We start from the raw sequence: 13,263 nt of genomic DNA, 5'->3' as shown, positions 1-13,263 counted from the left end.
GAAAAGGTAAAAGTTCCTGTTCACTGTTTGATTGTTTATTTCTGAATTTGTAAAATGATATTATCAGCAGTAGTTGCGATGTCTGAAAACAATGCCATTGGCCGTGATAATGATCTGCCGTGGCGACTGCCCGAAGACCTGAAGTTCTTTAAAAGAACGACTCTTGGCAGACCGGTGCTTATGGGCAGGAAAACATTCGAGTCGCTAGGCAAACCTTTGGTGAACAGGTTGAATATTGTTGTGTCATCTCAAAAAGGATTACACCTGCCTGAAGAAGTGCTTCTGTTCAACAACCTGGAAGATGCAATTGCAAGACTGGAAGAGGAAGATTTCAGTGAGAGCTTTATTATAGGCGGCGGCAAAATATATGAGCAATTAATAGATAGCATAGATCGCATCTACCTGACAAGAGTACATACCGTGATAAATGATGCGCATGCTTTCTTTCCGCACATGAACCATGCGCACTGGAAACTGACATGGGAAGAACCGCATGAAGCTGACGAAAAACATGCTCATGCGTTCACATTTCAACAGTGGGACAGGGTAAAAGAGATATAAAAAACGCCTGTTGCAGTAGCAACAGGCGTTCAATTTACCAGGCAGTTTAGTTGCCTAAATTCTTCATCATATCACCCAGCGGATCGTCACCATCCTGCTTGGCAGCAAGGAAACTATCTATCATCGGGTGCATCATTGGCGGCACTTTACTCATGATGTATTCTTTTACAACATTCAGTGCCTGCAGTGCCTGTTCTTCGGTCAGGCCGGCTTCTTCAGTAAGTTTTTTTACCAGGTCTTCCATATAGCTTTTATAGTATTAAATATGTTTCTGTATTATTTATGCTGCCCTCAGTTGGTTGAGCTTTGAATGCTCCAGCATCTGCCTTGCATAGTCTAATGTCAGCGTAAAATTCTTCTTATTCTTTTCAGAAGGTATATCGAACATCACATCTGTCAGTATCATTTCGCAGATAGCCCTCAGCCCACGGCCACCTAATTTATATTCCACGGCTTTTGACACCATGTAATCCAGCGCTTCATCCTCAACTGTCAACTCTATGCCTTCGTATTCAAACAGCTTTTTATACTGTTTCACCAATGCATTCTTAGGTTCTGTCAATATCCTCTTCAGCGCATCTGAATCCAGCGGGTTCAGGTAGGTAACTATTGGCAACCTGCCCAGCAACTCAGGTATCAGTCCGAACGAACGCAGGTCCTGTGCATTGACATATTGCAGCAAATTACTCCTGTCCAGGTCTGTAGATGCTTTGATAGCATTGTAACCGATAGAAGATGTCTGCACCCTGCGGGCTATCATTTTGTCTATACCTTCAAAAGCACCTCCGCAAATGAACAGGATGTTCTGCGTATTCACCTTAACCATTTTTTGCTCAGGATGCTTACGGCCGCCTTGCGGTGGCACAAGCACTTCGGAGCCCTCCAGCAGTTTCAACATAGCCTGCTGTACACCTTCGCCACTCACATCGCGGGTTATGGATGGATTATCTCCTTTACGGCCTATTTTATCTATTTCATCAATATATACGATTCCCTGCTCGGCGGCAGCTACATCATAATTACAGCTTTGCAGCAGGCGCGAGAGGATACTTTCTACGTCCTCACCTACATAACCGGCCTCTGTAAACACCGTAGCATCTACAATTGCGAATGGCACCTGCAATAAACGGGCAATCGACTTGGCCAGTAGTGTTTTACCGGTACCGGTCTCACCGACCATGATGATGTTAGATTTTTCAATTTCCACATCATCCACTACCGGGTGCATCAGTCTTTTGTAGTGATTATATATGGCTACAGACATTACCTTTTTAGCAGCGTCCTGGCCAATAACATATTGATCAAGGAAGTCTTTGATCTCCCTTGGTTTATACATTTTATGTTTCTTAAGTTCGTCTTTATTGTCTTTTCTTGGCTTCGCATCCGAAACAGTTTCCTGCAGCAGATGGTGGGCATTTTCTGTACATGTGTCACAAATATTGCCTTTGATCCCTGTAAAAAGTATGTTTACTTCACTTTCTACACGATCACAAAACGAACACCTTTTCTCACCTTGTTTGGACATTCAGTATATAGATTAGTCTGCAAAAGTACGAAGAAACTTACAAGTGATGAACAATGCGGTAATCTTATATAATGGCAGCAGGTAAACAGGATAGCATGAAGTCTTTTGATTAATTTGCATACTCATGTCTTTATTGCAGCAGGATAGTAAAAAAAATCATCACTCGTTCGCAGATATCATACTGCCGTTGAGCCTTCCACGCCTGCTTACCTATGGCGTGCCGATAGAGTTGCAGGCTGACATAAAGGAAGGCATGCGGGTAGAAGTTGCGCTGGGCAGGAACAAACTGTATTCTGGCATTGTGGCCGGGCTGCATGCTGAAAAACCTGATGCATACGAAGTAAAGCCGGTAAGAGCCCTACTGGATGAAGAACCTGTTGTCAACCAACTTCAATTGCAATTCTGGCAATGGATAGCTGATTATTATATGGCTGCGCCGGGCGAAGTAATGCAGGCGGCACTACCTGCCCACCTGAAACTGACAGGAGAGACAAGACTACAGTGGATGCCACAACACAATGACGTGGTATATGAATGGAGCAATAAGGCATACCCGGCTGCCGAAGCACTGGAAACAAGGAATGAACTAACCATCAGTGAGTTCAGGGCTATAACAGGAGTACGCAATTTCTCGGTAGTATTAAATGAACTGCTGGAAAATGAAGTGGTAGTTATCCACGATGAGTTGGAGACTGCCTATCGTCCCAAAAAAGAAAAGGTCATACGCCTGCACCATGATTATAAGGGCGAAGAAAAAATGCATCAATTGTTTGATGAGCTACAAAACGCCCCTAAACAATTGAGCCTGCTCATGGCATATATTGAGTTATCTGTTAAATACGGGACCGTTCCGCAAAAGAACCTGCTCGAACGGGCCGATGCTACCGCTGCACAGGTGAAGGCGCTCACCGACAAAAAGATATTTGTAATTGAAGAAGTGACCGTTGACCGCCTTACGGTCAAACACAACAACAAACCGGCAACTATCGACTTTACGCCCGCACAGGAAAAAGCATATAACGAACTGGAACTTGCACTTGCAGAAAAAGACGTTGTGCTGATGGAGGGCGTAACAGGTAGTGGAAAAACCATGCTATACATCAAAAAGCTGAAGGAGTGTATAGAACAAGGAAAACAAGCAATATTATTATTGCCTGAAATTGCCCTTACCACACAACTCGTGAGCAGGTTGTATGCCTATTTTGGCGATGAGCTTGGCGTGTACCACTCACGGTTTACCAATAATGAACGTGTAGAGATATGGGAAAAGACAAGGCTGGGCAAATACAAGATCATTGCAGGGCCTCGCTCTGCCTTATGGCTACCTTACGGCAACCTGGGCCTGGTAATCGTGGACGAGGAACATGACGCATCTTATAAGCAAAAAGACCCTGCACCACGTTTCAATGCGCGAGATGCAGCAATATACATGGCAGCATTACACGGTACCAAAACGATACTTGGCTCTGCTACCCCTTCGGTTGAAAGTATATACAACAGTCGCAATGAAAAATATGGGTATGTACGATTGGCAGAGCGTTACCTCGGCATTGAGATGCCCAATATCGAAATTGTAAATGCGAAATCGCTGGAGAGTGTACGAAAGCAGGGTGTAAGGATGATAACTCCTGAACTCACACAAGCAATTAAAGCTGCTCTTTCAAAACACAAACAGGTGGTACTTTTCCAGAATCGCAGGGGGTATGCACCTTTCCAGGTATGCGTTATGTGTGGATGGGTACCCCATTGTAAAAACTGTGCCGTATCACTTACCTATCATAAAAGCACGGATAAGCTACATTGCCACTATTGCGGGTTGAAATCTGCGGTAGTGCATGTATGTCCATCCTGCGGCAGCAATAGCCTGCAAGCCAAAACATTCGGTACTGAAAAAATAGAAGAGGAGATAGGGCAGATATTTCCTGAGGCAAAGACGGCTCGCATGGATGTAGACAGCATGCGTGGCAAAACAAGTTTTTCAGAACTTTTTGAAAAACTGGAACAGAGGAAGATCGATATTCTGATCGGCACGCAAATGGTTGTAAAAGGATTGGATTTCGCACCTATTGAACTGGTAGGTATCCTGAGTGCTGACAGCCTGCTTAACTTCCCTGATTTCAGGGTAAATGAGCGTGCTTTCCAGCTTATGGAGCAGGTAAGCGGAAGAGCAGGGCGCACAGACGGCAAAGGCAAAGTAATGATACAGGCATACAATCTGACACATCCTGTATTGCAATGGGTGAAAGCACATGACGTCCGTTCGTTTTACGAGCACGAAATAAAATACCGGGAGCAATTTGCCTATCCGCCGTTCACACGGTTCATCAAAATAACATTCCGGCACAGGGACGAACCACGTACTGTTGCTGCAGCCGGGCAAATGGCCCAAGCGCTTCAGCAGGTGCCAGAGGTAGGAGTACAGGGTCCTGTGCAGGCACTGATACCCAGGGTACGAAATTTATATGTACAGGAAGTGTGGGTGAAATGTCCCCGCAACATGAGCGTGATAGAAAACACTAAGGCCTTTATAAAAGCCACGAAAGAATACATCACATCAGCAAAAGGCAATAGTTCGCTACAGGTTCAGTTTGATGTTGACCCTATGTAATAAAATAGCCACCTCAGAGGGTGGCTATTCTGTTATTGAAATTAGATCTCTTACGTATAATTAATAAATCTGTCTATGATATTATTACCATCCGACATGATCAATGGCTCATCAAAAGCCTCTGTTGCAGTATTTGCAGTAATATCAAAACCATTGATACCTACTACGTCTATACCCGCTTGTGTAGTTGGTGTTTCGCCAGCGTATGCCCTCTGTGCCGCTGTGTTAGTGGTGTCTGAATTAGAGCCTGTTATCCAGGGCTTAATATCTACACCTATCCAGTAGCTACGCAGGAAGCGGACAAATGTAGCCTGTCTTGCCAGTACAGAATGAATACTCATTAAGGCACCGACCGTTGTTTTGTCAGAAAATACTTCTGTTATTGCACCTTTATACATGCGCGACCCACCGTCACTTAATACCTGCATCAGTATCAGGTAGTCTTCAAAAGAAGTGAGTGCTTTGTAGAATGGCCCTGAACCACTGCCTCGGCCACCGGTGGTGTCTATTTTGCCAGGTGCGATGGTGATCGGCGTGCCACCCAGGTCGGTTATGATACCCTGTATAATGCTGATATGTGACTTGTTATTCATGCCCATCTGGTCGATCTGGGGCTTGAAAGCCTCCGGAACCAGGTCTGTAGCATTAGCTGTCTCTGTGTAAAGTTGTTCTTTTACCAGTTCCAGCTTCAACAGGTAGTTCAGATAATTGATAATTGTTTCTTTGCTTTGGCCATAAGCCTTGTTGGCAAACAAGCTACCTGCGGCAAAAGGCACTGCAGCTACCGCGAGTTTTGTTCCAAAACCCTTCAGCAGATTCCTCCTGTGCTCCTTCTTTTCAAACTCAGTAGAGTCAGTACCTGCTATTTGATTGATTATATCGTTGAAGTTCATGTCTTACTACTGATTTTTTACTTGTTAGGTAGATTGTTTCCTGAAACTTTGGTTGACAGGAACCTGTTAAGTGTTGTCACAGCATTAGAAGGCAGCATACCCGGCTCAGAACCTGTAACGTCTACCGGTCCGAAGAAAGAGCCTGTATTTCTGAAATTGCTGATCGTACCTGCATGGCGCGCTTCAACCGTAGCAAGCTTTACTACTATTGCTGCATTATCGCTAAAAACCAGGAGTCTGCCTATCTCGTTATTTAATGCAACTACCAGGTTCTCTATCATTTCGGCATTTTCAAGCACATTGGCTTTATTATCAAAATTAACAGAACTAAAATCTGTCTGAACTGAAGTGCCTTTCCCTTTCAGGTAATTCCTTAAAAATTCCCTGTGAGCGATCTCATGGTCACGCATATCGGTCAGCAACAATTTTTCCGTAGGGTTCATTCCGCTGTATGGCGTCAGCAAAACCTGCGTGTAAAAAGCCGCCTCAACCTGTTGTGATACAAACATAAGATTGATCAACCCCTCATCATTTACGCCAAGGTCAGTTGCCCCGGCTTCCGGTGCTACTGTGTTGTCCTTTCCGCAAGATGCTATGAGCAACCCTGCACCAGCGAGCCCCCCGGCATAGCCTAAAAAGCGCCTGCGCGAAACACCGGTGCCATTGGCAGTTTCATGTTCAGCAATCACATTCTTTGCTTCTTTCATAATTGTGTATTAGTTATAACTTTTAAAAAGCCTTTGCAGCCTCATTATTGCATATTATCAACAATAAATAAGCTGTGCAAACATGAATTCGCACCTAAGATACAAAAAGCAGTAAGTAAATCTAATATATGAAATCTGCTTTTCATAGCATTTTTGTAAGGAAAAGTGCCGTTAAGCAGTATTTTTTGTTTTGCGATATGAAAATCGGCTAACAGATTATAGCATGTTGAATATGAACAACATACCGTCAGATGGCAATTGTTATATTAATTATTACAGGATAGGAATACAAAGGGTATACTCAATCGCTCATTAATGGCCTGGCGTAATTTGCGTGAAGACCGTATCACCTTATATTTCTGCAGATCAATTACTTCGAGTGTATTATAATGCTTTCGGCTAACAATGATATAACGTAAGTAATTCCTTAAAAAAGCAGCAGAATCAACGTCTGTAGCTAACAGCCCGTTGGTATACGATGTCCACACTTTGTTGTTATCACTCCACATAGGTCGTTGTTTTTTAGTGAAAACGTTTAGGAGATTTATACGCCCTGTTCAGGTCAGCACCGCAGCCACATCCTTTGGCTGATGTTGCACAGCTTTCTAAAATAAAGCACGATGCCAGTACCAACAACAGGTAAAGCGCAATTTTGTTCCCTTTCATCATATTCTTCTGTCTACTTTTGTAAAGTTAAGGATTTACAGTTATCAAAACTACAAAGCACATACTGGTTGCCCCGCTGGATTGGGGACTGGGCCATACCACTCGTTGTATCCCGCTTATCAGGCACCTTACAGCCTCCGGACACAAGGTGTTGTTTGCCGGTAATGAGCAACAAAGAGCCTATATAGATGCAACGATTCCTGCATTACCAACTGTACACCTTGATGGATATAATGTGCATTATGCATCACGAAAGTCCATGTTCATGCCAGCCATCATCAAGCAGGTACCGGGTATGCTATCAACCATAAAGCAGGAACATGAATGGTTGAAAGGAATTGTAGCGAACCATAAAATAGATGTTGTAATATCTGATAATCGCTATGGTTTGCATCACGATGGCGTTCCTTCTATAATCATGACACACCAATTGCAAGTACAAACAGGACTTGGCCAAACAACTGACAATATTTTCAGGAAACTGCACTATCGCTACCTGGAAAAATTTGATGAGTGCTGGGTTGTTGATGTGGCTGAGGCTCCGGGATTGGCAGGAAGTTTGTCTCACACTCAAAAGCTGCCAAAAAAAACCGGTTACATAGGTTTGCTATCTCAACAAACACCGCTATCAAATACAGACAATGATTACTTACTGGTTCTGCTTTCGGGCCCTGAGCCACAACGTACTATCCTATCAGACAAAATATGGGCACAGTTGCAAGACTATAAGTTCCCCATTGTTTTTGTAGAAGGCAGTAACAATATACAACCCCGAAACCAAATACCGGAACATATTACCTACCATAAACAATTGACTAAAGACGAACTTTCCAATGTATTTCGGAACGCCGGCATGGTTATCTGTCGCAGCGGCTACTCTACCATCATGGACCTGTTGCGCATGGGTAAAAAAGCCATACTTATACCTACTCCCGGGCAGACCGAACAAGAATACCTGGGCAGAATATTGCAGGAACATTGCATGTTCATATGTCAAGAACAAAGCGGTTTCAACCTCGCCAAAGTTATTGAGCAGACCCGCTGCTTCCCTTTTCTGACACATCATTTAGAGCATCATTTCGACGACTATAAAGCTGTAGTTGACAAATGCCTGGATAAAATATAAAGTACATTTGCTACGTGGATAACAAAGTCAAAGCACATTTAGCATTATTGGCTGTAAACATTTTTTATGGTGCGGGATTTACCGTAGCCAAATTCCTGATGCCGCGCCTGATACAACCACTTGGATTTATCCTGATTCGCGTAAGTGTGGTATGTGTACTGTTCTGGATGAGTTATGCACTTGGCAAAAAATACCGAAAACGTATACGGAAGAAAGACTGGCCGATATTGATACTCGGCGGATTGTTTGGTGTGGCTGCCAACCAGATGTTATTCTTCCTTGGCCTCAACAACACCATGCCTATACACGCCTCGCTGATCATGATGAGCACCCCTATTATTATTACTATACTCTCTCTCTTCCTTCTTAAAGAGCGGCTAAAGTGGGATAAAGCAGTAGGTTTACTATTAGGTATTGCAGGCGCGTCTTTGCTGATGAGTGCCGGTAAAGAGTTGACCACCCTTGGAAAGAATACTGCATGGGGAGATTTCCTTGTATTTCTGAATGCTACCAGCTATGCCATATACCTGGTCATTATCAAGCCCGTCATGGTACGCTACCGCCCTGTCATAGTTATTCGCTGGGTATTCCTGTTCGGGTTCCTGTTTGTACTGCCATTTGGCTGGCAGCAGTTTGCTATCATACAATGGTCAGCTTTTGCGGCGGCAGACTGGCTGGCACTGGCTTTTGTCGTCATGTTTGTCACCTTTTTTGCTTACCTATGGAACATATTTGCTGTGAAACATCTGAGTCCGTCCACCGCGGGAGCTTATATTTATTTTCAACCTTTCTTTGCCGGGCTTATATCGGTAATTGTGATGGGCGAAGAGGTGACATGGATGAAAATTTTCGCTGCGATACTTATATTTACAGGTGTATATTTTGTTAACTTCGGGTTAAACAAACAACCAAACAAACAATAAGCTATTTGCTGCTAACGTTCCAATTTTCAGAGGCCGGCAGTAAACGGTAACGTTCTTATGAGATACTTCATCCCACTATTATTAGGCGTAGTACTATGTATGTCCGCTGCATGGAGAACAGACTTCGCACAGGCAAAAACAGACGCTGCTAAACAACATAAATACATTATTCTTAAATTTTCCGGTTCTGATTGGTGCATACCCTGTATCAGGATGGAGAAGAAAATATTCGACCAGGAGGCATTTCAGCAATATGCAAAAGAAAAACTCATACTGGTGAATGCAGACTTTCCAAGACAGAAAAAGAACATGCCTGCTGAAGATGTGATAAAGGCAAACGATGCATTGGCGGAGCAATACAACAAATCGGGCCACTTCCCGCTCACCTTACTGCTGGATGCAGAAGGCAAAATTTTAAAAACATGGGATGGCTATAAAGACATGACCCCCGAAGAATTTGTCAAGGAGATAAAAGGAGTGTTGCATGAGTAATGAGGTCACATTTATCAGCAAAGGTGCTATACACAAAAAGATACTCAGGTTGATGGGTAACCGTTTTGAAATAACGGTGGTGGATAGTGACCATAAAAAAGCTGAACAATACATTGACCTTGCTATCAGCGAGATAAGAAGAATAGAAAAACTGCTGACCACATTTGCAGATGACAGCCAGGCCAATCGCATTAACGCAGAGGCAGGCATAGCACCCGTGAAAGTAGACAGGGAAGTATTTGACATTATTTACCGCTCTAACCGTATATCAGACCTGACACAGGGTGCATTTGATATAACCTATGGTTCGATCGACAAACGCTTCTGGAACTTTGACACCACTATGACATCCCTGCCTGACAGGGAAGTTGCCCGGCAATCCGTACGACTGATCAATTACCGTAACGTCCTGCTGGACAAAGGTAACTGTACTGTTTTCCTGAAAGAGAAAGGCATGCGTATAGGGTTCGGCGGTATCGGTAAAGGATATGCAGCTGAACGCGCCAAACAGGTATTACAGCAACAGGGCGTACAAAGCGGCATCATCAATGCAGCGGGCGACCTGTCTACATGGGGTTATCAACCTGATGGCAGCCCATGGACAATTGGTATCGCAGACCCGGATAGTATCGGTCAACCGTTCTCTTGTTTCAGTATCACAGATATGTCAGTAGCCACATCGGGCAACTATGAAAAATTTGTCATGATAGATGGTAAGAAATACAGTCATACTATAGACCCGAAAACAGGGTATCCTGTATCAGGTATCAAGAGCGTAACCATTATATGCCCGAATGCTGAAATAGCCGATGCGATGACAACACCGGTCATCATCATGGGCGTAAAAGCCGGACTTCATATGATCAACCAGGTGAAAGGCATTGCCTGCATCATTATAGACGATGACAACAACATTTATACATCAGATAATATTAAGCTGTCAGAAGCATGAGCAATAAACAGGTAATAAACACAGCATTATTGGCAATGGTATTATTTGCCGGTGCCTGTACTTCGGTAAAGGAATACCAGAAACAGTACATCAACGATGCCGAAATGGAACTAAGCGCCCGTAAGTCTGAAATGTTTGAAAGCAGTTTCCAGTCTTACCGTGAGGGTGCGTCAGGTGCCAATGGAGGAAAAACAGGCGGAGGCTGCGGTTGTAACTAAAAAAACACCCCTTATGAAAAAACTAACGTTAGCCATAATTGCTGCATTCATCAACCTGTTTGGTGCCTATGCGCAGGACGAAAGTGAATATAAAGACCGGAAGTTAAGTCTGCAGGAGGTGAATTTTGTATCATCATATTACCACCAGGAAGGTAACAATGCTGCCGTAACAGGAGGCATTGGTACAGAGAAGCTTACAGACTTTGCCAACCAGTTGGACATCAAATTACTCAGGAACGGCAAAAAAGACAGGAGCCATGTCATTACGGCAAGCGTAGGAATCGATAACTATACTTCAGCTTCGTCTGATAAGATCGACCCTTCAACCATATCATCAGCATCAGCCGGCGACACAAGGGTATATCCCAAACTGGGCTGGACGGTACATAATGAAAAAACAGGCTGGACAACAGGCGCCATAGCTGCATTCTCTATGGAGTTCGATTACCAGTCTTCGGGCCTGGGGTTGAGTGCTTCTAAATTATCTGCCGACAAAAACAAAGAGTTGTCGTTGAACCTGATGGGGTATTTTGACAGGTGGAAAGAAATACTGCCCATCGAGCTTCGCCCACCCTCATTACGTGCGCGTGAGACTGATGATGCTTTTAACTGGGCGCCCCGCAACTCTCTGAGCGCATCACTGGTGTACAGCCAGGTTATGAACAGGAAATTGCATGTTGCATTGTTGGCGGATGCCGTTTATCAAAGCGGGTTGTTAGGCACACGTTTCCACAGGGTATATTTTAGCGATGGCACGCTCCAGGCAGAAAACCTGCCGGGCAGCCGTTTTAAAGTGCCTGTCGGTATCAGGGTGAATTACTTCATGGGCAACAGGGTGATATTGCGTAGCTTCTTCCGCTACTATACTGACAACTGGGGGTTGAAATCCTATACAGCAGACATCGAATTACCTGTTAAGATCAACCCTTATCTTTCTGTCAGTCCGCACTACAGGTATTACGACCAGTCAGCTGTAAAATATTTTGCACCTTACGGATTGCACAGCTCGTCAGATGTATTTTACACCAGTGACTATGATCTGTCGAAACTCAACAGCCAGTTTATTGGTGGCAGTATTCGCTGGGCACCGGAGAATGGTGTATTCGGTATTAAGAACTTTGCCGTGTTGGAGTTAAGATATGGCCACTATATACGTAGTACCGGCCTGAGATCTGATATTATCACTGCTGCAATGAAATTTAAATAATATAACATGATACAGCCCTTGTGTTTAAAGTGTCATAATATACCTTTGCGCTATGTCTAAAAAACATAAAGGACGTGCAGACGGGCTGGTATACTCTACCAACCAGGACTACTACAATGATTATGAGGAGCAGCAGCAGGATGCCGAAACAGCACCCAAAAACCAGCAAAAACTGAGGGTAAAGCTGGATAGCAAACAGCGCGCAGGCAAGATAGTAACACTGGTGGAGGGTTTTTCGGGCACAGAAGATGATCTGAAAGACCTGGGCAAAGACCTGAAAACCAAATGTGGTGCCGGAGGCAGTGTAAAAGACGGGCTGATAATCATACAGGGAGACTATAAAGAAAAAATTATAGGTTGGTTGAGGGACTGGGGATATACATTAACCAAATGATAAACTTATTTTTGCGGCAATGTTACAGGATATAATAGAAACAGGTAAAAAAGACACTCGCTCTGGCTTTGGCGATGGCATTGCTGAAGCGGCACGTAAAAACCCGAATATCGTTGCACTGACAGCCGACCTGGCGGGCTCTCTGAAACTCAACCAGTTTATGAAGGAGTTTCCTGAACGCTACATACAGTGCGGTATTGCAGAAGCTAATATGATGGGCGTAGCGGCAGGGTTAACCATTGGTGGTAAGATACCTTTTACCACAACTTTTGCCAACTTCTCTACTTCCCGTGTGTACGACCAGATACGCCAGTCGATAGCATACAGCGACAAGAATGTGAAAATATGTGCATCCCACGCTGGCCTGACGCTCGGCGAAGATGGTGCTACTCACCAGGTGCTGGAAGATATCGGCATGATGAAAATGCTACCCGGGATGACAGTTATCGTTCCTTGTGATTACAACCAGACAAAACTGGCTACCATGGCCATTGCAGAGATGGAAGGTCCGGTATACCTACGTTTCGGACGTCCTGCATGGCCGATTTTCACCGCTCCTGACCAGGATTTTGAAATAGGCAAAGCACAGATAATGGCAGAGGGTACAGATGTTACCATCATAGCTTGCGGACACCTTGTATGGACCGCTGTTGAGGCTGCCAAAGAACTGGCAGAAAAAGGTATCTCTGTAGAGCTGATCAATATGCACACTATCAAGCCACTTGACGAGGCGGCTATACTTACATCTGTTAAGAAGACAGGTTGTGTGGTAACTGCTGAAGAACACCAACGCAACGGCGGACTGGGTGATTCAGTAGCGCAGGTGCTGTCGCGCAAATTACCTGCAGCACACGAATATGTTGCAGTAAATGACACCTTCGGCGAAAGCGGCAAGCCTGTTGACCTGCTGAAAAAATACGGTCTGGGCAAATCCAATATTATTGCAGCTGTTGAAAAAGTGATAAAGAGAAAATAGTATTGAATTAATACA

At 44.2% G+C, this 13,263-nt stretch carries 16 protein-coding genes; 10 read left to right on the top strand and 6 right to left on the bottom strand.

The window, feature by feature from the left end:
* Positions 1-54: 54 nt before the first annotated feature.
* The gene (locus H6550_02185; protein MCB9044927.1) at positions 55-561 is read left to right on the top strand and encodes a dihydrofolate reductase; all 507 of its coding nucleotides are present in this window, start codon (positions 55-57) and stop codon (positions 559-561) included.
* Positions 562-607: 46 nt separating this feature from the next.
* On the opposite strand, the gene H6550_02180 is transcribed toward H6550_02185, so the two are convergent.
* The gene (locus H6550_02180; protein ID MCB9044926.1) at positions 608-805 is read right to left on the bottom strand and encodes a hypothetical protein; all 198 of its coding nucleotides are present in this window, start codon (positions 803-805) and stop codon (positions 608-610) included.
* A 36-nt stretch (positions 806-841) separates the two neighbouring features.
* A complete protein-coding gene (clpX, locus tag H6550_02175) occupies positions 842-2,086 on the bottom strand; it encodes an ATP-dependent Clp protease ATP-binding subunit ClpX (GenBank protein MCB9044925.1) in 1,245 nt (414 codons plus the stop codon).
* Between the two features lie 124 nt (positions 2,087-2,210).
* On the opposite strand from clpX, the gene priA reads away from it, so the two are divergent.
* Positions 2,211-4,694: a primosomal protein N' gene (gene priA, locus H6550_02170; GenBank protein ID MCB9044924.1), complete on the top strand. Its 2,484-nt coding sequence runs from the start codon at positions 2,211-2,213 to the stop codon at positions 4,692-4,694.
* 50 nt (positions 4,695-4,744) lie between these two features.
* Here priA and H6550_02165 read toward each other — a convergent pair whose 3' ends face one another.
* From H6550_02165 to H6550_02150, 4 genes are all read right to left on the bottom strand, one after another.
* Positions 4,745-5,587, bottom strand: a complete 843-nt coding sequence (locus tag H6550_02165) for a ferritin-like domain-containing protein (GenBank protein MCB9044923.1) — start codon at positions 5,585-5,587, stop codon at positions 4,745-4,747.
* 17 nt (positions 5,588-5,604) lie between these two features.
* The gene (locus tag H6550_02160; protein ID MCB9044922.1) at positions 5,605-6,294 is read right to left on the bottom strand and encodes a ferritin-like domain-containing protein; all 690 of its coding nucleotides are present in this window, start codon (positions 6,292-6,294) and stop codon (positions 5,605-5,607) included.
* A 266-nt stretch (positions 6,295-6,560) separates the two neighbouring features.
* Positions 6,561-6,803 (bottom strand): hypothetical protein, encoded by a 243-nt coding sequence (locus H6550_02155; protein ID MCB9044921.1) that lies wholly within the window; start codon positions 6,801-6,803, stop codon positions 6,561-6,563.
* Positions 6,804-6,816: 13 nt separating this feature from the next.
* Positions 6,817-6,963, bottom strand: a complete 147-nt coding sequence (locus tag H6550_02150) for a hypothetical protein (GenBank protein MCB9044920.1) — start codon at positions 6,961-6,963, stop codon at positions 6,817-6,819.
* Between the two features lie 262 nt (positions 6,964-7,225).
* Between H6550_02150 and H6550_02145 the strand changes: the two genes are divergently transcribed.
* Genes H6550_02145 through H6550_02110 form a run of 8 tightly spaced genes read left to right on the top strand, consistent with a single transcriptional unit; the run spans position 7,226 to position 13,248 of the window.
* Complete coding sequence (locus H6550_02145) at positions 7,226-8,086, top strand: glycosyl transferase (GenBank protein ID MCB9044919.1); 861 nt, start codon at positions 7,226-7,228, stop codon at positions 8,084-8,086.
* 14 nt (positions 8,087-8,100) lie between these two features.
* Positions 8,101-9,009, top strand: a complete 909-nt coding sequence (locus H6550_02140) for a DMT family transporter (GenBank protein MCB9044918.1) — start codon at positions 8,101-8,103, stop codon at positions 9,007-9,009.
* A 57-nt stretch (positions 9,010-9,066) separates the two neighbouring features.
* Complete coding sequence (locus H6550_02135; GenBank protein MCB9044917.1) at positions 9,067-9,501, top strand: thioredoxin family protein; 435 nt, start codon at positions 9,067-9,069, stop codon at positions 9,499-9,501.
* Positions 9,494-10,453: an FAD:protein FMN transferase gene (locus H6550_02130; GenBank protein ID MCB9044916.1), complete on the top strand. Its 960-nt coding sequence runs from the start codon at positions 9,494-9,496 to the stop codon at positions 10,451-10,453. The genes H6550_02135 and H6550_02130 overlap by 8 nt, the downstream gene beginning before the upstream one ends.
* Positions 10,450-10,671 carry a DUF4266 domain-containing protein gene (locus H6550_02125; protein MCB9044915.1) on the top strand — a complete coding sequence of 74 codons (222 nt, stop codon included), beginning with the start codon at positions 10,450-10,452 and terminating at the stop codon, positions 10,669-10,671. The genes H6550_02130 and H6550_02125 overlap by 4 nt, the downstream gene beginning before the upstream one ends.
* Before the next feature lie 13 nt (positions 10,672-10,684).
* Positions 10,685-11,878 (top strand): DUF3570 domain-containing protein, encoded by a 1,194-nt coding sequence (locus H6550_02120; protein MCB9044914.1) that lies wholly within the window; start codon positions 10,685-10,687, stop codon positions 11,876-11,878.
* Between the two features lie 52 nt (positions 11,879-11,930).
* Positions 11,931-12,272, top strand: coding sequence for a translation initiation factor (locus H6550_02115; GenBank protein ID MCB9044913.1), 342 nt, complete (start codon positions 11,931-11,933; stop codon positions 12,270-12,272).
* 19 nt (positions 12,273-12,291) lie between these two features.
* Positions 12,292-13,248 carry a transketolase family protein gene (locus H6550_02110; GenBank protein MCB9044912.1) on the top strand — a complete coding sequence of 319 codons (957 nt, stop codon included), beginning with the start codon at positions 12,292-12,294 and terminating at the stop codon, positions 13,246-13,248.
* The last annotated feature ends 15 nt before the right edge of the window (positions 13,249-13,263 follow it).

This window comes from Chitinophagales bacterium (assembly GCA_020636495.1).
Lineage (GTDB): Bacteria > Bacteroidota > Bacteroidia > Chitinophagales > Chitinophagaceae > UBA5543.
The sequence above is the reverse complement of the archived record's forward strand: the minus strand, read 5'-3'. Positions and strand labels throughout refer to the sequence as shown.